21 protein-coding genes and 1 pseudogene are annotated in these 17,828 nt (G+C 70.9%); 13 read left to right on the forward strand and 9 right to left on the reverse strand.

All coding sequences use genetic code 11. The features are described 5' to 3' along the window. Positions 1–390: 390 nt before the first annotated feature. Entirely contained in the window at positions 391–699 is a 309-nt protein-coding gene (locus NFX44_RS23470; protein ID WP_262285748.1) for a TraR/DksA C4-type zinc finger protein, read from the forward strand. Between the two features lie 19 nt (positions 700–718). Here NFX44_RS23470 and NFX44_RS23475 read toward each other — a convergent pair whose 3' ends face one another. Continuing rightward, positions 719–1,606, reverse strand: a complete 888-nt coding sequence (locus tag NFX44_RS23475) for a S9 family peptidase (protein WP_262285749.1) — start codon at positions 1,604–1,606, stop codon at positions 719–721. Positions 1,607–1,716: 110 nt separating this feature from the next. Here NFX44_RS23475 and NFX44_RS23480 point away from each other — a divergent pair, with 110 nt between their 5' ends. Then, positions 1,717–2,247: a GNAT family N-acetyltransferase gene (locus NFX44_RS23480; RefSeq protein WP_262285750.1), complete on the forward strand. Its 531-nt coding sequence runs from the start codon at positions 1,717–1,719 to the stop codon at positions 2,245–2,247. A gap of 35 nt (positions 2,248–2,282) precedes the next feature. Here NFX44_RS23480 and NFX44_RS23485 read toward each other — a convergent pair whose 3' ends face one another. From NFX44_RS23485 to NFX44_RS23495, 3 genes are all read right to left on the reverse strand, one after another. Continuing rightward, positions 2,283–2,531 carry a hypothetical protein gene (locus NFX44_RS23485; protein ID WP_262285751.1) on the reverse strand — a complete coding sequence of 83 codons (249 nt, stop codon included), beginning with the start codon at positions 2,529–2,531 and terminating at the stop codon, positions 2,283–2,285. Next, positions 2,528–2,857, reverse strand: a complete 330-nt coding sequence (locus NFX44_RS23490; RefSeq protein ID WP_262285752.1) for a DUF4326 domain-containing protein — start codon at positions 2,855–2,857, stop codon at positions 2,528–2,530. The genes NFX44_RS23485 and NFX44_RS23490 overlap by 4 nt, the downstream gene beginning before the upstream one ends. Before the next feature lie 61 nt (positions 2,858–2,918). Continuing rightward, complete coding sequence (locus tag NFX44_RS23495) at positions 2,919–3,959, reverse strand: LacI family DNA-binding transcriptional regulator (RefSeq protein ID WP_262285753.1); 1,041 nt, start codon at positions 3,957–3,959, stop codon at positions 2,919–2,921. A gap of 247 nt (positions 3,960–4,206) precedes the next feature. Here NFX44_RS23495 and NFX44_RS23500 point away from each other — a divergent pair, with 247 nt between their 5' ends. Further along, positions 4,207–5,157 carry a LamG domain-containing protein gene (locus NFX44_RS23500; RefSeq protein WP_262285754.1) on the forward strand — a complete coding sequence of 317 codons (951 nt, stop codon included), beginning with the start codon at positions 4,207–4,209 and terminating at the stop codon, positions 5,155–5,157. Between the two features lie 37 nt (positions 5,158–5,194). After that, positions 5,195–7,297 (forward strand): sorbosone dehydrogenase family protein, encoded by a 2,103-nt coding sequence (locus NFX44_RS23505; protein ID WP_262285755.1) that lies wholly within the window; start codon positions 5,195–5,197, stop codon positions 7,295–7,297. A 114-nt stretch (positions 7,298–7,411) separates the two neighbouring features. On the opposite strand, the gene NFX44_RS23510 is transcribed toward NFX44_RS23505, so the two are convergent. The 4 genes from NFX44_RS23510 to NFX44_RS23525 form a co-directional block, all read right to left on the reverse strand. Further along, positions 7,412–8,350, reverse strand: a complete 939-nt coding sequence (locus NFX44_RS23510) for a cyclase family protein (RefSeq protein WP_262285756.1) — start codon at positions 8,348–8,350, stop codon at positions 7,412–7,414. Between the two features lie 225 nt (positions 8,351–8,575). Beyond that, complete coding sequence (locus tag NFX44_RS23515; RefSeq protein ID WP_262285757.1) at positions 8,576–8,878, reverse strand: hypothetical protein; 303 nt, start codon at positions 8,876–8,878, stop codon at positions 8,576–8,578. A 148-nt stretch (positions 8,879–9,026) separates the two neighbouring features. Beyond that, entirely contained in the window at positions 9,027–9,230 is a 204-nt protein-coding gene (locus NFX44_RS23520; RefSeq protein ID WP_212836447.1) for a cold-shock protein, read from the reverse strand. A 213-nt stretch (positions 9,231–9,443) separates the two neighbouring features. Continuing rightward, positions 9,444–9,668: a hypothetical protein gene (locus tag NFX44_RS23525; RefSeq protein ID WP_262285758.1), complete on the reverse strand. Its 225-nt coding sequence runs from the start codon at positions 9,666–9,668 to the stop codon at positions 9,444–9,446. 306 nt (positions 9,669–9,974) lie between these two features. Here NFX44_RS23525 and NFX44_RS23530 point away from each other — a divergent pair, with 306 nt between their 5' ends. Continuing rightward, positions 9,975–10,238, forward strand: coding sequence for a hypothetical protein (locus NFX44_RS23530; RefSeq protein ID WP_262285759.1), 264 nt, complete (start codon positions 9,975–9,977; stop codon positions 10,236–10,238). 102 nt (positions 10,239–10,340) lie between these two features. Here the strand turns inward: NFX44_RS23530 and NFX44_RS23535 are convergent, their stop codons facing one another. Then, complete coding sequence (locus tag NFX44_RS23535; RefSeq protein WP_262285760.1) at positions 10,341–11,099, reverse strand: DUF899 domain-containing protein; 759 nt, start codon at positions 11,097–11,099, stop codon at positions 10,341–10,343. Positions 11,100–11,176: 77 nt separating this feature from the next. Between NFX44_RS23535 and NFX44_RS23540 the strand changes: the two genes are divergently transcribed. The 8 genes and pseudogenes from NFX44_RS23540 to NFX44_RS23575 all read left to right on the forward strand — a co-directional run bounded on the left by NFX44_RS23540 (position 11,177) and on the right by NFX44_RS23575 (position 17,538). Further along, positions 11,177–11,893: a helix-turn-helix domain-containing protein gene (locus NFX44_RS23540; protein ID WP_262285761.1), complete on the forward strand. Its 717-nt coding sequence runs from the start codon at positions 11,177–11,179 to the stop codon at positions 11,891–11,893. A gap of 227 nt (positions 11,894–12,120) precedes the next feature. Then, complete coding sequence (locus NFX44_RS23545) at positions 12,121–12,687, forward strand: YciI family protein (RefSeq protein ID WP_262285762.1); 567 nt, start codon at positions 12,121–12,123, stop codon at positions 12,685–12,687. Between the two features lie 206 nt (positions 12,688–12,893). Next, the gene (locus tag NFX44_RS23550; RefSeq protein WP_262285763.1) at positions 12,894–13,892 is read left to right on the forward strand and encodes an RNA polymerase subunit sigma-70; all 999 of its coding nucleotides are present in this window, start codon (positions 12,894–12,896) and stop codon (positions 13,890–13,892) included. A 5-nt stretch (positions 13,893–13,897) separates the two neighbouring features. After that, the gene (locus NFX44_RS23555) at positions 13,898–14,602 is read left to right on the forward strand and encodes a DUF6069 family protein (RefSeq protein WP_262285764.1); all 705 of its coding nucleotides are present in this window, start codon (positions 13,898–13,900) and stop codon (positions 14,600–14,602) included. Between the two features lie 69 nt (positions 14,603–14,671). Further along, a complete protein-coding gene (locus NFX44_RS23560; RefSeq protein WP_262285765.1) occupies positions 14,672–15,631 on the forward strand; it encodes a WD40 repeat domain-containing protein in 960 nt (319 codons plus the stop codon). A gap of 47 nt (positions 15,632–15,678) precedes the next feature. Then, positions 15,679–16,434: a hypothetical protein gene (locus NFX44_RS23565; protein WP_262285766.1), complete on the forward strand. Its 756-nt coding sequence runs from the start codon at positions 15,679–15,681 to the stop codon at positions 16,432–16,434. 103 nt (positions 16,435–16,537) lie between these two features. Further along, positions 16,538–16,750, forward strand: a pseudogene (locus NFX44_RS23570) (transposase); the annotation flags it as partial. 266 nt (positions 16,751–17,016) lie between these two features. After that, entirely contained in the window at positions 17,017–17,538 is a 522-nt protein-coding gene (locus tag NFX44_RS23575) for a hypothetical protein (protein ID WP_262285884.1), read from the forward strand. The last annotated feature ends 290 nt before the right edge of the window (positions 17,539–17,828 follow it).

The following is a 17,828-nucleotide window of genomic DNA, read 5'->3' on the forward strand; positions in this document are numbered from 1 at the left end:
ACATCCCGTTCGACCGGGCGGCCGGCGGGCGGTCATGATCGGCGGCGGAGACCGGCCGAACGGCTGCTCCGGCAGGATGCGCGCCCGCGGCGGAAGCCGTGGGCAAAGTCGTTGGCGAACCGTCGGGGCTCGCCTATGGTGGGCGGATGTACCCGGTCGGGCTGTCCGCGACCGCCGTCACCACGGCGGCGTTCACTGCTGCCCGCCGCCGGCGTCCCGAGGCCGTGCCCGCCCGTCCGGCGGGCAGCCGTTCCGTCGCGCCCATCCACGGCCTCCCGAGCCCGATCCCCACCGACCGTGGCCCACCCGGATCTCTTCCATCCGCGTACGGCCACCCAGGGCGAAGCCATCCGGCTTCGGCCTTTTTCTTTTTCCTGGAAGGGGATCCAGATGGGCACCGACCTGCACGACGACCGGCTCACCCGGTTGCGGGCCACGCTGACCGACGACTTCGCGGCGCAGACGGCCCGGTTGACCGAACTCACCGCGGACACCGGCGACCCCGGCGAGGCGCACACCCGCGCCGCGCTGATCGCGGCCACCCGGCAGAGCCTGGGGCAGATCGGCGACGCGCTGCGCCGGATGGCCGACGGCGGCTACGGCCGGTGCGAGCGGTGCGCCACGCCCATCCCGGTGGAGCGCCTGGAGGTGGTGCCGCACGCCCGCTTCTGCGTGCCCTGCCAGCAGAAGCAGCGCTGACCGGACGGGCGCCGGGCCGTCACCGCACGGCCCGGCGCTCCGGCAGCCGGCGACCGAGCCAGTCCAGCAGGACCCGTTCGTAGTCCGGGCTGACGCCGGCCAGGTCGTCGCGTCCGTCGAGGGTGGGCGCGTGGTCGCAGCCGGCCAACCGGGTTACGGTCAGCTCCGCGTCGCGTGCGGCGCGCCGCCACGCGGCCAGGCTCTCCCCGATGGGTGTCCAACCGTCGGTCTCGCCGTAGCAGAGCAGCACCGGGCCGGACAGCTTCGCGAGGACCGGCTCGGGGTCGAAATCCATGTCGACCCAGATGCCCGGGGTGTCGGGCAGCTCGCGGGGCAGGTGCGCCAGCGGAAACCAGGGCCGCCGCACGGCTGCGTCCAGCTTTTCCTGGGCGGTGGTCCGGGGCACCTCGCCGCGTAGGAACCCCTCCGCGACACCGCGCAACCGGTCCAGTTCGGCCAGGTCGGCCGTGGTGTAGCCGTGCCGGCGCAACTGCTCGGCGGTGCCGTAGCGCATCTGCGCGGCGGGGCTGACTCCGCTGCACCCGACCAGCACGAGGTAGTCGACCGGGTGCCGGGTGGCGGTGAGGGCCGCCGCCCACGCGCCCTGGCTGAAACCCCACAACCCGACCGGAACATCCCCGAGGTGCCCGCGCAGCACATCCAGGGCCGCCGCTGCGTCGTCGGCCTGCGCGGTCAGCGGCACGTCGTGGCCCTCCACGCGGGGACGCCGGTCGTAGCGCAGCACCGCGATCCCGGCCGGCGGCAGCAGCCGGGCCAGGTGCTCGTACAGGAAGTAGGACCGCTCGCCGGCGTGCGAGCCGTGCAGCACGACCACGCCGCCGCGCGGCGGCCCGGCCGGGACGTCCAGGGTCGCGGGCAGGTCGAGCTCACCGACGCGCAGCTCCATGCCGGCAGTCAACCACGCCGGGCGGGACCCCGGCCGCCCCGCCGATCGTCCGTCGTCCGCCGGGCTGCGTACCCTGGCCCGGTGACCCGTCGTGACCGTGGAGACCGCCGATGACCAGCCCGCGCACCGTCCGTCCCGCCCGTTCCGGCGACGTGGCCGCCCTCGTCGACCTGGTCGAGTCGGCCTATCGCGGGGAGCGGAGCCGGGCCGGCTGGACCACCGAGGCCGACCTGCTCGCGGGGCAGCGGACCGACCCGGACATGGTGGCCGAGGCGGTGTCGAGCCCGGCCGGAACGGTCCTGGTGGTGGAGGACGGCACGGAGATCGTGGCCTGCTGCCACCTGGAGCGCCGCGACGACCACGTCTACTTCGGGATGTTCGCGGTGGCCCCGGGGCGGCAGGGCGGGGGGCTGGGCCGGGACCTGCTGGCCGAGGCCGAGCGGCACGCGCGGGAGCAGTGGCACAGCGGCGAGATGCGGATGACCGTGATCACGCAGCGGGAGGACCTGATCGCCTGGTACGAGCGGCGCGGCTACGTCCGCACCGGCGAGCTGAGCCCGTTCCCGTACGGCGACGAGCGGTTCGGCGTGCCGCTGCGACCGGACCTGGCGTTCGAGACCCTGCGGAAGAAGCTCGGCTGACCGGACGGCGTCGCCGACCACCGTCGGCCGGCCGTTCACCGACCGCGTGTCGGGCCGTCCGTTGTCGGGCGCAGCCGCCGGACGAGGTGGAGAACGACCTGGTGGACTGCCACGCCGGCGCCGGTGTTCAGCACCGCCAGCCCGGACGCGGCGAGCAGCCCCGGCCCGGCGTCCATCGCCCCGGTGGTGACCAGCAGGATGGGCCAACCGGCGGCGGCGACCGGCAGCGCCAGCCACCACCAGCGCCCGAGCAGGAGGCCGAGCAGGATGAGGCTCGGGATCATGTCCCGGGCCTCGACTCCGGCGGCGCGTCGGCGAGTTCGGCGATCACCTCGGCGTGGCAGCGCTCCGGCACGCACCAGCAGCCCAGCCGGCGCCCGCGCAGGTCGGGCAGCAGCGCGAGCAGGTCGGGCCGGCCGAGCAGGTACGCCCGGTACTTCTCGATCACCTCGTCCCGTGTGCCGTCCGGGCCGGGCCGGTACGGGCTGGACAGCGGCGACTGCGGCAGCCGCCAGCCGCCGCGGGACATGGCCCGCCCGACGTAGACCACGTCGGCGTACGCCGGGTCGTCGCGATGGCCCTTGAGGTTGACGACCGTGGTTGCCCGCATGACACCGCTCCTCCGCACGCTCGCGCCCGTGGCGTCAGTGTCGCAGCACCGGCCGGGCCGGTCAGCTGTCGGTCGCCGGTGCCGGGCCGGTGGAGTCGCGGACGATCAGCGTGTGCCCGGTGGACCGTCGTCGCGGCCGGGTCGACCTCGGCTTCAGCGCGAGGGTCAGCGCCATCCGCCCCATCTCGGTCATGGGCAGCCGGACCGTGGTGAGGCTGGGCGCCAGGTCGGCGGCGACGGACACGTCGTCGAAGCCGACCACCGACATGCGCTCGGGCACCGGGATGCGCCGCGACCGCAGCACGGACAGCACGCCGATGGCCATCGCGTCGTTGAGCGCGATGATGGCCGTGCTCTCCGGGTGGTAGTGCAGGATGCGCTCGGTGGCCACCCGGCCACCGTCGCGGGTGAAGTCGGAGTGGACGACGGCGAGGTCGTCGGGGGAGTGCCCGTGCGCGGCGAGCGCGGCGGTCACCCCGGCGAGCCGGTCGGCCACGGTGGTCAGGCCCGGAGTGCCGGCGGCGACGGCGATCCGCCGGTGGCCGAGGCCCAGCAGGTGGGCGCCGATGTCGCGGCCGCCGGCCTCGTTGTCCGGCACCACCGCGTCGACGCCCAGGGCGTGCCGCCCGATGACGGCGACCCGTCCGCCGGAGCGTTGGAAGCCGGCGAGTTCGGCGCGCGCCTCGGCCTCCACGCGCGGGTCGTCGTAGCCGGACCCGGCGATGAGGATGATCCCGACCTGCTGGGCGATGAGGTGCCGCAACTGGCGCAGCTCGTTCTCCGGGTCGCGTCCGGAGTGGGCGATCTGGACCAGGAGTCCCTCCTCGGCGGCGACCTGCAGGACGCCGCCGGCGATCTCGGAGAAGTACGGGTCGTCGATCTGGTGGACGATCAGGCCGACGGTGGTGCTGGCGCCACCGGCGAGGGTGCGGGCGTAGGGATTGGCGACGTACCCGAGTTCCAGGGAGACCTGGCGGACGTGCCGGGCCACCTCCTCGCTGACGCCCTCCCGGCCGGCGAGGGCACGGGAGGCGGTCGCCAGCGAGACGCCGGCGCGTTCCGCCACGTCGACGAGACGCAACCGTGGTCCGGGTCGGGGCATGGGTAACTCCTGGCAGACATTGATCCGCACCGCGCTCTTGCGTGTGGCGTAGGGCACAGCTTAGGGTACGAAAGCGCTTACGTAAGCGCTTTCGTAAGCGCGGCACCGCCTCGGCCGTCCGGCCGGCCTCGCGGCGGACCGTCCTGTCCCGACAGACCCCGACTCCACATCCGGGCGCCGATTTACGCCCGGTGCGTAAGCGCTTTCGTCACCGCCACCACCGCACCGACGAAGGGAGCACCTCCCCATGAGAAGACCTCGACGCGCCGCCGTCGCCGCCACCGCCCTGCTGGCGCTGGCCCTGACCGCGGCGGCGAGCCCGGCCCAGGCCGACCGGCCCGGACCGCACGACGTCCACCCCGCCCTCTGGTCGCACCTGGTCGCCTTCTACGACTTCGACCACCCGGTGGTCGGCGACACCGCGCTCGAGCGGGACCTGGGCCGGTCCGGCACCGAGATCGAGCTGGTCAACGGCGGCGCGGCCATGCGGGTGCCCGACCGGGCGTACAAGGGCAGCGGCGACGCGCTGCAGACCCGGCAGGTCAACCCGCAGGCCGCCGGCAACGACGACTGGAAGGCCGGCACCTGGTCCGCCAGCGGCGTCCGGACGCTGCGCGCGTTCAGCGGCGCCGAGGGCACCACGGTGATGGGTTGGTTCAAGCGGGAGATGGACGGCCCGGCGCTCAACTCGACCACCGCCAACCCGACCGACCGCTTCAACGCCATCGGCCTGGCCGGCGTGCTGACCGGCGACTCCGACGGGCACGGCGTGCGCGCCCTGCTGGAACTCATCGATGTCAACGGCGAACTGCGCCTGGTCGCCCTCGGCCGCCGCGTCGACGGCGGCGCCTCGCAGACCTTCGCCGCGAACGAGGACTGGCGGACCCTGCTGCCGAAGGGGGAGTGGGTGCACCTGGCCGCCACGTACGACTTCACCAGCGGCACCATGGCGCTCTACCGCAACGGTGAGCCGGTCGACGGCTTCTACACCACCGCCGGTGACCCGTGGCAGCTCAACGGGCCCGGCCCGCACGTCACCAGCGCCACCGACCCGCGCGGCATCAAGATCGGCGGAAGCTTCCCGCAGAACAACCTGGAACGCAACCCGTGCGACTGCCGCATGGACGGCCTCATGTTCCTCGACAGCGTGATCCCGGCGGGCGACATCGCCAGGCAGTACCGCTACATGGCCCGCTGACCGTTCCTCGGATCGTCCCACCGAGAAGGAGAACCGCGTGTTCATTCGCGCTGGCAGCACCGGCAGGCTCCGCAGAGCCGCAGTCACCGCCGGGGTCACTGCCGCCACCCTGGTCCTGTCCACCCTGGTCGCCGGGCCCGCCCGGGCCGACGGCGCCGTCTACGACCCGATCCCCGAGTCGCAGATCCAGTCGCACCTGGGGCTGGTGCTACAGGAGTACGCCAGCTTCCCGCAGTCCACACCGAACCCGGCGCCGGTCGACGCGCGGCTCGTGCGCAAGGCCCGCATCAACACGATCAGCGAGCTTCCCGACGGCTCCGGCCGCCGGGCCGTGCCGGACCTCAACGGCAACCTCTATCTCGTGGAGAACGGCACGCCGCACGTCTACCTCGACGTGGCGGCCACCTTCGCGCCGCAGTTCTTCTCCGGCCGCGGCCTCGGTCAGGGCTTCGGGTACGTCGCCTTCCACCCGGAGTTCGGCCGCAACGGTCGCTTCTACACCATCCACACCGAGCAGGCCTCGCTCGCGACCCGGCCCCCGGACTACGCCCAGCCGAACACCATCTACCAGGCCGTGATCACGGAGTGGACGGCCGGCGACCCGGCCGCGGACACCTTCGCCGGCACCCACCGCGAGGTGCTGCGCATCGGCTTCGGCGGCCAGATCCACGGCGTCCAGGAGATCAACTTCAACCCGACCGCGAAGCCGGGCGAGCCCGACTACGGGATGCTCTACCTCGCCGTCGGTGACGGCGGCCAGGGCTACCGCAACGGCGACCCGCAGAACATGGGCATGCCGCACGGCAAGCTGCTGCGCATCGACCCGCGCGGCACCAACGCCCCCAACGGCCGGTACGGGATCCCGGCCGACAACCCGTTCATCGGGCGGGCCGGCGCGCTCGGTGAGATCTACGCGGTCGGCTTCCGCGACCCGCACCGGTTCAGCTGGGACCGGGCCACCGGCCGGATGTACCTGGGCCACATCGGCGAGCACGCCATCGAGTCCATCTACGAGGTCCAGGCCGGGGACAACTTCGGCTGGAGCGAACGCGAGGGCAACTGGGTCTTCGACAAGGCCGCGACCAACCCGTGCGACAAGCTCTACCCGCTGCCCGCCGACGACGCGAAGTACGGCTACACCTACCCGGTGGCCGCGTACGACCACGACCCGGCGGCGAACTGGAACTGCACCTCCGACGTCGGGGTCGCCGTGGCCGGCGGCTTCGTCTACCGCGGCAAGTCGGTGCCGGCGCTGAAGGGCAAGTACGTCTTCGGCGACCTGGTCGACGGCCGGGTGCTCTACACCGAGGCGAACGAGATGCGCCGCGGCGCCGGGCTCGCCCCGATCCACCGGCTCGCGCTGTACACCACCGCCGGAGACCTGGTACGCATGCAGGACCTGTCCAGCCCGGGCGCGCCCGGCGACCCGAACCGGGTCGACCTGCGCTTCGGCACCGACGCCGCCGGTGAGCTCTACATCCTGGCCAAGGCCAACGGGAAGATCTGGAAGGTCGTCGACACCAAGACCGTGGCGGAGGACAAGGTGGGCCGGACCAAGGTCGTGCACACCGCGGGCGCGCAGAACTGGGCGCCGGTGACCCCGTCGAAGTGGCGGTTCGAGGGTGACCAGGTCATCCTCGCCGAGGCCGGCGTGAGCCGCCCCGGCCCGCGCCGCCCGTTCGAGTACGCCATCCTCAACAAGGGTCCGGCCTGGTCCTCCGTCCAGATCGACGCCCGGGTGCGCCTCGACGAGCCCGTGGAGGTCACCAACCGGGACGTGATCATCGTCTTCGGCTGGCAGTCGGACACGCAGTACTACTACGCGCACCTGTCCACCGACAACACGATCTACCCGCACAACGGCATCTTCAAGGTCAACAATGCCGACCGGGAGCGGATCGACCACCAGTGGAACGGGCGTTCGCGGGGCGCGAACCCGGCAATCACCGACGCCGACTGGCACAAGGTGCGGGTCGTGCACCTGCCCGCCACCGGCGAGATCGCCGTCTACGTCGACGGGCACAAGGATCCGCTGCTGACCGCGAAGGACACCACCTTCAGCTCCGGCCGCGTCGGCTTCGGCTCGTTCGACAACATCGGCCGTACCCGTCAGTTCACCGTGACGGGCTCTCCGGCCTGATTCGGGAACCGGAGGGGGCGGCGGCCGGTGCCGCCGTCCCCTCCGGCGCTTCGGTGGCTGGGCGGCCGAGACGGCCGGCGCGACCGCGGTGGAGGCCGAGGCCGTCCGCCGCGGTCAGAATGTGGCGATCGGGTTGACCGGGCTGCCGGACGTGGCGGCGAACCGGACCGGCGCGACGGTGAGCTGGAAGTCCCACTGGCCGAGCTCGGCAGCGGTCGTCGCGCACACCTCCAGGTCGCAGTTGTCGAGCATCCACAGACCCATCGCGACGAGGCTCACGGCGTGGACCGGCATCAACACGTCGTCGTACCCCGACGGCTGAACGTCCTGGGGGGTGTCAGCGCCGATCACCGCCACCTGCCGTTCCTGCAGCCACGGCAGGCAGGACGCGTGCCAGCCGGCCTGCGAGAAACCGCTGGCCGCACCGGTCTCGTGCCGGAAGCGGCCGTAGCCGGTGCGCAGGAGTACCGCATCGCCGGGTCGCACCCGCACACCTTGGCGACGCTCGGCCTCCTCAAGGTCCTCGGGAAACACACCCTGCCCCGGTTCCAGCCACGGCACGTCGCGAACCCTCGCGATGTCCAGCAGGACGCCACGCGTGACGATCCCGTTCGCCGCCGCCGTGACGGCGGCCCAGGCCGATCCCGTTGCGGTGTCGACCAACGAGTGCGACCGCCCGTTGTACATCGTGCCGTCCCAGAAGATGTGGCACGGCGAGTCGAGGTGGGTGATGGTGTTGCCGTGGAAGGTGATGCCGAGTCGCTCGGACGAGAAGCCCCAGCGCCGGTCGGCGTGGAAGGCGGGCACCGGCATGTTCTCGGCACCCGGCATGTCGGCGGCGCACGGGCACGTGGTCGTCGACCGCTCCATGTCCTCCGGTACGGCAACCTCCCACGCGCAGGACACGCTCCTGCCGTGGCGCACTGCCCGCGCCGCCGCCAGCCGGACGTCGTCGGTGATGTGGTTCAGAGTCCCGAGCTCGTCGTCGTCGCCCCACCGTCCCCAGTTCGACAGCGTGCGGAAGTACCCGAGCACGTCGTCCTGCGTGGGCATCGGTCGCTCTGCCGCCATCCCCAGCTCGACTCCTCCGGTCACGCGGTTCCAGGCGCCGCGGGTGAGGTGTCCCGCCCTCTCCGTTGACCTGCCAAGGCCCGCTGAACTGGCAAGACACTACATCAGCGGGTCAGCAGTCGGTTGGTCGAAAGGTCAGGTAGGGCCGCGACCAGCGGTGCGGGTGGAAAACAACGGCAGGCCTCGCCGGCAAGCTGTTGTAGGAGCTCACACCGCCTGGGCGGCCATACCTACCGTCGTTCGGTGTGGCGTCGTGCTGGCTGCGACGGTGAACGGGTGGCGCAATCGATGCATCGCCACCTCGCCGCAGTCGGATGCACGAGGCGCGGGCTTGTCTTCCTCCGCGGTGGCCGGTGCAAGAAACTGTGCCGTGGAACCGCAGGCCGGAGCAGGGGTCGGGCCGCGGAAACGCGGAGCGTCGGCAACCGGGTGCCGGTCGCGGCTGAACCCGCCGGGGACCGTCGCCGGGTGGGCGTCTGGTATGCGCGGTGACGTGGTGATCACGGTCATGCTCTGCCTTCCTCGAACGGCGCGTCGCAGAGAAGGCACGGGCCGCAGGCCACGGGACATCGCCAAACGAACCTGAACAAGATGATGGGTTGAAATGCCGAACGGCGGCCTGCTGAACCAGTCAGGCCGCCGTTCGGCACAGCGTCGATCAGAGCGGGCGGATATCCGACGCCTGCGGGCCCTTCGGGCCCTGGGTGATGTCGAACTCCACCCGCTGGTTCTCCTCGAGGCTGCGGAAGCCGCTCGCGGAGATCGCCGAGAAATGGGCGAAGACGTCGGCGCCGCCGCCGTCCTGGCTGATGAAGCCGAAGCCCTTGTCGCCGTTGAACCACTTCACGGTACCTGTAGCCATGTCTGCTCCTTCGCAGGCTGTTGAAGACCGCATTGTGCGGACTCGCGCTGCCGCGTTGATCAGCCGCGCCGGAAACGACACCAAACGAAAAAAGCGCCTGGATGGGTTTTGGTTAGACCCATCAGGCGCCGAAACGTCTACGGAAATCAAAACTGCAACCGGGCAACCGTAACACAGAATTTGTCGATCTACGCCACTCATGCGCGCGGCGCGTCACAGCACGGCACCGCGAGGGGCAACTTCGATCGCCGCGACGCCTCGGCCGTAGAGCACGACGAGCCGATCGCCGTGCTTGGTCCGCAGCACTCCCGAATCCTGCGCCAGCGTCGAGATCACGTGTTCCACGAGCTCGTCCTCGTCGGAGACGCCCGGTTCGTCGTACGTGAGGTCCATGCGGTCGCCGCCGACGAGCCGGACGCGTAGCACCGTGGTTGCCATGACCTAGAAGCTAGTCGAGTGGGGACACCAGAGGTCGTGTCGTTTTTCGCCAAGAGGGAGCCACACTCATCGCTGGAGTCAGCTCCCTGAGCTGGCAGCGGCACCGCTGCGTGTGGTGCGCGTAGAGTGGGCCGTGAATCAGTTCGTCAACATCGTTGGCGGGCCAGCGCCCCCGGGCGTGTCGTGAGTCATCCCCTTCAGGCGGCCGTTCGGGAAACGTCTGGCTGGCCCGGCCGAGCAGTACCGACACCTCAGAAGAAGGACATGACTTTCGTGTCAGCCCCGCCCACGGTCTCTCCGTCACCAATGCGCGAGCCAACCAAGACCCTCCGCGAGAAGGGGGCGGACAGCTTTCACGCCGCGCTCGCCGCGGTCCTGGCCACCGGGCTGGAGAAGGCTCTTGAGGCGGGCGACCACCCGAGAGCGATCAGCTTCATCAACCGCGGCTTCGCCGAAGGAAGTCCGCAGCTGGGCTGCGACCTCCTCTGCCGGGCGATTGCGGTCGTCGGGACAGCCCGGACCTGGACCGTGCAGCTCGCGCCCCTGCGTCACCGTGGCTCCCTGGATTGACGCAGCCCGCCGCGCCGCGAATCGCTGCTGCACGAGTACCACCCGGCGTTCCGTCGACATCATGAAAACGACGATCCAGGCAAGACCGGTAGGCACCGGACCTCAGTGGCAGCAACGGTGTTCGCTGCCCGTGGGTGCCGTGGCGCCCAGGTCGTCGTCACGGCCGGCGGCGAGGCGCGACCACTGCGAGGTTGGCCGGCCGTCGAGCCGGAACTGGTCGCCGTCGGTCCGGAAGCGCCGCGGCCAACCTTCCGGCGAGTCCTCCCAGTCCTCCTGGCGACCGTAGACGGTCATGTCGAGCATCCCGTACGACGGTGCCATCGCCTCGACGCCCCGCCCGGTGGTCCAGTAGGTTTCGAACACCCGGTCGCCCTGGCGCAGGTAGCACGCCTTCATTCCGAACGCGCGCCCGGCGACGAGGGAGTCGAGCGACTCCGCGGGCACGGAGTACCAGGGCGCCTGCCAGCCCATGAAGTCGCGGTAGCGCGAGGTTTCCTCGAACGGCCCCTGGCAGAAGACCGCGAACGTGATGTCGCGCGAGTGCAGGTAGGACAGCTCGAGCACCTGACCGGTGAAGAACGTGCAGCCCTCGCACTGGTCGCCGGCCGGCCTGCCCGTGTGCCACATGTGGTACGACGCGAACAGCTGGGTCCTGCCCTCGAAGACGTCAAGCAGGGGTGTCGGGCCGTCGGCGCCGACGAGGGGGGTGGCCGGATCGACCTCGACCATCGGCAGCCGCCGGCGGGCCGCGGCGATGGCATCGCCCTCACGCGTGTGCGACTTCTCGCGGAGCCGGAGTTCGTCGAGTTGCTTCTGCCAGGTCTCGCGGTCGGCGAGCGGGGGCGTCGCGGGCGTGGTCATGGGTTCCTCCTCGGGTGGGCAGCTATGAGCGTAATAGCGACTGCTAGGATCGAGCAAGTACGGAAGAGGGGGGTCCCATGCCAACCCAGCGGGGCTATCGGCAGGCCTGCGGTGTCGCACGCGGTCTCGACATCGTGGGGGAGCGGTGGTCGCTGCTCGTGGTGCGCGAGCTGCTGCTCGGGCCGAAACGGTTCACCGACCTCCAGCAGGCGCTCCCGACCGCCAGCCCGAACGCACTGTCCGACCGGCTGCGCGAGCTGGCCGACGCGGGCGTCGTACGCCGTCGGCAGCTGCCTTCGCCGGGCAATGTGCGGGTCTACGAGCTGACCACGTGGGGTCGGGGCCTTGAGCCGATCGTGATCGCGCTGGGCACCTGGGCGCTGGCCGCGCCGCCGACCGCGGAACAGGTCTTCGTGAGCGTGGACAGCGCCATGCTGACCATTCGCACCTTCTTCGTGTCGACGCCGGAGCAGCCCGGGGTGACGCTTCGGATCGAACTTCGCGACCACGGTCCTGCCGGGGTGTTCGGCGTCCGCCTCACGTCGGCCGGGGCCGAGGTCGCCCACGAGCCGCCCGAAGAGCCGGACGCCGTCCTGGTCACCACGACGGATGCTCTCCTCGCCGCCTTCGGCGGCGAGGACCTGGCCGGGCTCGTAGTGGCCGGCGCGGTCATCACCGGCGATCCCGAGGTCGTCCGCCATCTCGTCGCGGGCGTGCGTGTCTCGGCCTCCACAGACAAGTCCTCAAGCGGCATCTCCGGCCAGGGAGGGCGGGCGGATCGCCGCCAGGGGTGAACCCGAAACCACGCGCGGCACGGATGTCCTGCAGATCTGGGAGCCGTCGGTCCCCATCGTCACGGGCATCGGATCGGACGTCTGCGAACGCTTCGGTGGGCTCGTCCGTCCGCGAGGGGGAGCAGCCGTACGTCGTCGCCGGGCCGGTGGGCCAGCCAGCCGCGGGCCAGGGCCCGGGCCGCCTCGTCGGCGGCGAGCAGGCCGCCGCCCCCCTTCACAATGTGGGCATGGAGTTCTTCTGCTACCACCGCGACCGGGTCGGCTCCACGGCACTGCGCAGGGAGTTGCTGGAGGAACACTGGTCCTACATGGACCGGTACGCGACGGAGATGATCGCCCGCGGCCCGACCTTCGCCGCCGACGGTGACACGCCCACCGGCAGCGTGCACATCCTCGACCTGCCCGATCCCGCCGCCGCCCGGGCGTTCGCCTTCGACGAGCCCAACTACCAGGCCGGCGCCTACCGGGACGTGCTCCTGCGTCGGTGGCGCAACCTGCTGGGGCGCACCATGTGGGATTTTCCCGGGAGCCGGACCGGCGGCAACCGCTACCTCGTGCTCGGCCTCGGCGCGGGCCAGGCCGCCGACCTCGCCGCGCCGCACGACCGGCACGACCTCATCGCGTACGGGCCGCTGCTCTCCGACGACGGCGCCACGTGGCTGGGCACGGCGGCGCTGGTGGAGGCATCGGACCCGGACGAGGCGCGCACCGTCCTGACCCCGGACCGGCACGCCGACATCGAGGTGCACCGCTGGGCGTTCGGCGGACGGCCGGGCACGCATCCCCCCAGGTGAGCCGGGCCTCGGCGCCAGGACCACGCCCGTACTCCCGCACGACCTCGTGCCGTGCCCGCGCGTCCCCATCCTCGCCGTACCGCGCGTCGTGCTCCGCCACCTGAGCCGTCACTGGATCAGCCCTACCAGCCGACTCCGGTGATGAGTTGTGGTGCTCGCACCCGTCATACCTGGGACGGGACACGACGCGGCGGAGGGATGACGTGATGGGTGCGGGCATGCGGCTGGAGGAGCTGGGCGTGGGCGGTCTGGGTGAGGTCGACGAGCCGGTGTTCTCGGGGTTGGCGCAGCGGCACCGGCGGGAGTTGCACGTGCACTGCTATCGGATGCTCGGGTCGTTCGAGGACGCCGAGGACGCGGTGCAGGAGACGTTCCTGCGGGCCTGGCGGCGGCGGGAGACCTTCGCGGGGCGGTCGACGTTGCGGGCCTGGCTGTACCGGATCGCCACGAACGCCTGCCTGGACCTGCTCGCCAGGCGCCGGCCGAACCCGGCGACCGGCGGGGAGGTGCCGTGGTTGCAGCCCTACCCGGACCGGCTGCTCGACGAGGTGCCCGCAAGCGGCGCGGACGAGCCGGAGGCGGTCGCTGTCGCGCGGGAGACGATCGAGCTGGCGTACCTCGTGGCGGTCCAGCACCTCGCGCCGCGCCCGCGGGCCGTGCTGATCCTGCGCGACGTGCTGGGCTGGCCGGCGAAGCACGTCGCGGAACTCCTCGGGGACTCGGTCAACTCCGTGAACAGCGCGCTGCAGCGGGCCCGCGCCGGCATGCGGGAGCACCTGCCCGCCGAGCGGCAGGACTGGACCGGCAGCGGGGAGGACGCCGGCACGCGCGAGCTGGTGCGCCGCTTCACCGACGCCAGCCTCGCCAAGGACATCGACGCTCTCGCCGCCATGCTGCGCGAGGACGTCCGCTGCGCGATGCCACCCACGCCGGGCCTGCACGTCGGGCGCGACGCGGTGCTGAACGACTGGATCGGAGACGGCTTCGAGGACCTGGGACGGCTGCGCTGCGTCGGCACGTCCGTCAACCGGCAACCCGCCGCCGCCTTCTACCTCTGGCACGAGCAGGAACAGGCGTACCTGCCGCTGACCATCGACGTCCTGCGCATCACCGGCGGCGCGATCACCGAGATCACCATCTTCCACGACAACCAGTTCCCACGGCTCGGACTGCCGCAGCGCCTGCCAGCCGACGACACGGAATAGCCCCGGTGCCGACGCTCACGCTGCGCGGCGGCGCGCGTGTCGCGGTGGTCGCGGCCCAGTGGCGCGACGCGTTCGGCGTCGTCACCCGCGGGCGGGTGCAGCTGGAGCTGCGCGACGGCGAGCCCGGGCCGGTCCTCGGACACGCCGCCGGGTTCTGGCTCCGCGGCACCGGCGTCCGCGCCCTGCGCAATCCCGGCCGTCGCACGGCGACGGTGCGCATCCTCACCCCCACTCCCGATCACCGGAGGAACGACATGAACAGCAGGATGGAACCCGGGGTCGTCGCAGACCCGGCATCGGCCCGGACCAGCCACACCCACCGGTACCGCGGGCTCGCCGTCACCGGCCTCATCGCCACGCTCGCGGCGATGGTGGCCACCACCCTCGCCGCCGCACTCGCCCAGGCCGCCGGCGTCGACTTCGAGATCCCCGACGGCGGCGAGGCGATCCCGTTGCCCGGGTTCGCCGTCGTGACCGGCTTCTGCTCGGTCGTGGGCATCGTCATCGCCGTCGCGCTTCTCCGTTGGAGCGCTCGCCCGGCCCGGCGATTCGTGTGGACGGCGGTGTCGCTGACCGTGATCTCGTTGGTCCCGCCCCTCGTCTCCGGGGCTGACACCGCCACCACCACCGCGCTGCTCGGGCTGCACCTCGTCCCCGCCGCGGTGATGATTCCCACCCTGACGCAGAGCCTCCGCACCCGGACCAACTGACGATCGCGACCTTGACAAGGTTCTATACAGTACTGCGAAGGTGTGTGGCGATTTCGGGGGAGAGCGCCGGTGAGATTGGTTGCGGGCGTCGCGGCGCTGGCCTGCCTGACGGCATGCCAGCCAACTCCCAAGCAGGCGACCTCCGACGGCTCCGACCCGGTCGTCACCACCCAGGCGTCACCGACGTCGATCACCTTGCCGGCCGAGACCTTCGACCTGTCGTGGCGTCAGCTCGATCATTATGTCAGCCAGGACGGACGATTCGAGGCCAGGCACGTCAACGAATGGATGGTGGTCACCCGGGACGGCAAAGAGTTCGGCCGTTTCGGCACCGCCGCGGAGCGCATCCTCGGCGCCGACTTCTCGCCGGACGGACATTATCTCGCCGTGGCGCACCCCGATACGGTGATCACCTATGACCTGACGACGAAGCAGCCGAAGGCGCTGTTCACCCCGTCCGTGGAGAGCATTCGCTTCTCAGCGGACAGCGCCTACCTGGTCGGCCGGGAGGACTACCAGAAGGTCCGCAACGGGCGCCTTGTGGTGATCGACGTGGCGACGGGGAAATGGACCGCCTCACCGGTGCCGCCGCAGATTGAAGTGTCCAACGATCCGGGCAAGTACTGGTACTCGGGATCGCTCGCCGTCTTCGATCACGGGAAGCAGGTCGTGGCCGCCGGCAGCGACGGATTCCTGCACTGGGCGGTGGAGAGCCAGAAGCTCACCTGGGTGCCGTGCGGCTGCGGAGCCGACACGGGCGCGGTGAACCGTGCCGGAAGCCTGGTGGCCCTGGTGATCCCGGACAACAAGCTGTCGCTGTGGGATGTGGCCGGCCGGCGCGAGCAGCGGGTCTGGACGCTGCCCGAGCGACCGCCGCTGAACGGGGACTATCAACTGCGGTACTTCGGTGTGGAGCCGCACTTCACGGAGGACGGGAAATGGCTGCTGCTCGACGGAGGCGAGGGCGGGCAGGTCTGGTCGATACCCGACGGCGTCCCCGTGAAGATCCTGCCGCGCGGCAGGAACTGAGCCCACGGCGGCGGCTGCTGCAGTCCATCAGCAAGGGATGGTGGTTCGTGGTGGGCGGCACCGTCCTGGCTGTCATCGGTGCCGCAGCGGGCATCTATGTGCCGAAGATGCTCGACCCGCAGGACGAGCGGCCCATCGCGATCAACGTGGTGAGCAATCCCGCCACCGTGCCGGCCTGGGGTAATGACGTGTTCTCGTTCGTCATGCCCACGGACGCACAGCCCGCGACGCGTCCTCCGCTCGACTGCCCCTCGATCGTGGACTGGGCGCACGGTAACGGCGGGGTGGATCAGGAAGCCACCAGGGTACGGCTGGTGGTGCAGGGCGCGTCCGACAAGGGCGTGCTCATCGACGGGATGCGTGCACGCGTCATTCGGCGCTCGGCGAACCCCGACCCGGGGGGCGCCTCACTGACCTGCGGCGGCGGACAGGGCACCGTCACGCCGCGGCAGGTCGCCATGGATCTGGACGCAGCGGAACCGTCAGCCGAGTACGCCACCAAGGTCGACGGCCGGCTGCCGCTTTTCGGGTTCACCCTCGAGAAGGGGGAGACCGAGGTCTTCGAGCTGACCGCCACCACCAAGGGCACGGTCGAGTGGGTCATCGATCTCCGCCTCGTCGTGGGCGGCGAGCCGCAGACCGTCAAAGTGACCAACCACGGCCAACCTTTCCGGACGACCGGCTTCAGCAGTCCACACGGCTATCGAGTCATGGCCGGGACGGACCATTGGGTGGAATGCACCGGGACCCCACCGACCTGCAGCACCACAGCAGTTGCACCGGCTGACTTCCGCTACTCCTGACCGGTTCGGGCGAGCACAGCCAGCGGTAGTCACCGCGGCTTACGCAGCCACCGTGCGCGCCCAGGTCGCGATCCTGACGACGCTGCAGACGCAGATCAAGGCGATGGAAGAGCAGGTCGAGGCGCATTTTGGGCAGCACCCGGACGCTGAGATCCACCTCAGCCAGCCCAGTCTGGGCCGCATCCTCGGCGCCCGGGGGCTTGCTGAGTTCGGGGACGACCCCACCCGCTACGCCGACGTCAAAGCCCGCCGCACCTACGCCGGAACCAGCCCGATCACCTGCCACTCCGGCAAGAAGAAGATCGTCCTGGCCCGCTACGTGCACAACAACCGGCTCATCGACGCCCTCGGCAAGCAGGCCTTCGCCGCCCTCATCGCCTCGGCCGGCGCCCGCGCCCACCACGACCAGCAACGCCCACCGAGGCATCAGCCACCACGCCGCCCTGCGTCAACTCGGCAACCGCCTCGTCGGCGTCCTCCACGGCTGCCTCAGGACCAGCACCCGCTACGACGAGACCACCGCCTGGCAACATCGCCAACAGCACAACCAGAAGGCCGCTGCTTGACTCCAACGCTCATGGGATGTCTGTCACCGTTGCTGGCGACAGCTCGGGCACCAGCTTCAACCACCCGCCGTGCGTGGGCCCGCCGCTCGCCGGTTTGTCGGCTAGCTTGTCCGGTATGGATATTGGTAACGATCGCCGGAGAGCTGCTACTAGCAGCTCTCCGGGCCGGAGCGCATTGGTGTCGTCCCGGCCACCCGCGCCGGTGCTCATCGCCGCACTGCTCGTTGCCGCTGGCGCGCTGGTGCCACTCGGGTTGCTCGTCCTGGTGCTGACCGAGCTCGAGACCCGGAATCTGGTGCCAGTGCTACTGCTCACCTTGGTCGGCGTGGGCGTCTGCGCCTCAATCGGGTACGGGCTGTGGCGCGGCTGGCGTGGGTCGCGGATCGTGGCCGTGGTGCTGGGTGTGCTGGCTCTGCTCTCAGGGCTGAGCTCGCTCGGGTCCAGCAATTTCGGATTCCTGCCGATAGCGTACGGCGCACTGGTGGCGCTGCTCGTGCTGGTTCCCGCCTCCGCCCGAGCCTGGTTCCGTCATTCCTGACGCGCCCTTCAACATGGGATCGAACCAGTGACCTCCTCGGTGTGATTCTCGGCGAGCCGGTCGGATCGGTTCGGTGGGATCCACTTGTGGGAGCCGTCGCTGATATGAAACTGGGCTTGAGGTGCTCGCGGCAGCATCGGAGCGGAGCTGCGATGCTGATCCTGTTCGGCGGCCGGGTGTTACGCCGCAGGGCGAAGGTCGACGGTGTAGCCCAGAGACTCGATCTTCTGCTTCAGTTTGGCGGCAAGGGCTTCGGGATCTTCTTCGCGGCGGGCGTAGTAGTCGGCGCC

It is taken from the genome of Micromonospora sp. MA102, assembly GCF_025460765.1.
GTDB lineage: Bacteria > Actinomycetota > Actinomycetes > Mycobacteriales > Micromonosporaceae > Micromonospora > Micromonospora halotolerans.

Coding starts and splice junctions, on each gene's coding strand:
- NFX44_RS23510 (WP_262285756.1), bottom strand. CDS start 8,350: ATGCCCACGCAGGACGACGTGCTCGGGTACTTCCGCACGCTGTCGAAC.
- NFX44_RS23535 (WP_262285760.1), bottom strand. CDS start 11,099: ATGACCACGCCCGCGACGCCCCCGCTCGCCGACCGCGAGACCTGGCAG.
- NFX44_RS23575 (WP_262285884.1), top strand. CDS start 17,017: ATGTCTGTCACCGTTGCTGGCGACAGCTCGGGCACCAGCTTCAACCAC.
- NFX44_RS23470 (WP_262285748.1), top strand. CDS start 391: ATGGGCACCGACCTGCACGACGACCGGCTCACCCGGTTGCGGGCCACG.
- NFX44_RS23545 (WP_262285762.1), top strand. CDS start 12,121: ATGGAGTTCTTCTGCTACCACCGCGACCGGGTCGGCTCCACGGCACTG.
- NFX44_RS23495 (WP_262285753.1), bottom strand. CDS start 3,959: ATGCCCCGACCCGGACCACGGTTGCGTCTCGTCGACGTGGCGGAACGC.
- NFX44_RS23525 (WP_262285758.1), bottom strand. CDS start 9,668: ATGGCAACCACGGTGCTACGCGTCCGGCTCGTCGGCGGCGACCGCATG.
- NFX44_RS23485 (WP_262285751.1), bottom strand. CDS start 2,531: ATGATCCCGAGCCTCATCCTGCTCGGCCTCCTGCTCGGGCGCTGGTGG.
- NFX44_RS23490 (WP_262285752.1), bottom strand. CDS start 2,857: ATGCGGGCAACCACGGTCGTCAACCTCAAGGGCCATCGCGACGACCCG.
- NFX44_RS23530 (WP_262285759.1), top strand. CDS start 9,975: ATGCGCGAGCCAACCAAGACCCTCCGCGAGAAGGGGGCGGACAGCTTT.
- NFX44_RS23500 (WP_262285754.1), top strand. CDS start 4,207: ATGAGAAGACCTCGACGCGCCGCCGTCGCCGCCACCGCCCTGCTGGCG.
- NFX44_RS23520 (WP_212836447.1), bottom strand. CDS start 9,230: ATGGCTACAGGTACCGTGAAGTGGTTCAACGGCGACAAGGGCTTCGGC.
- NFX44_RS23540 (WP_262285761.1), top strand. CDS start 11,177: ATGCCAACCCAGCGGGGCTATCGGCAGGCCTGCGGTGTCGCACGCGGT.
- NFX44_RS23480 (WP_262285750.1), top strand. CDS start 1,717: ATGACCAGCCCGCGCACCGTCCGTCCCGCCCGTTCCGGCGACGTGGCC.
- NFX44_RS23550 (WP_262285763.1), top strand. CDS start 12,894: ATGGGTGCGGGCATGCGGCTGGAGGAGCTGGGCGTGGGCGGTCTGGGT.
- NFX44_RS23475 (WP_262285749.1), bottom strand. CDS start 1,606: ATGGAGCTGCGCGTCGGTGAGCTCGACCTGCCCGCGACCCTGGACGTC.
- NFX44_RS23515 (WP_262285757.1), bottom strand. CDS start 8,878: ATGACCGTGATCACCACGTCACCGCGCATACCAGACGCCCACCCGGCG.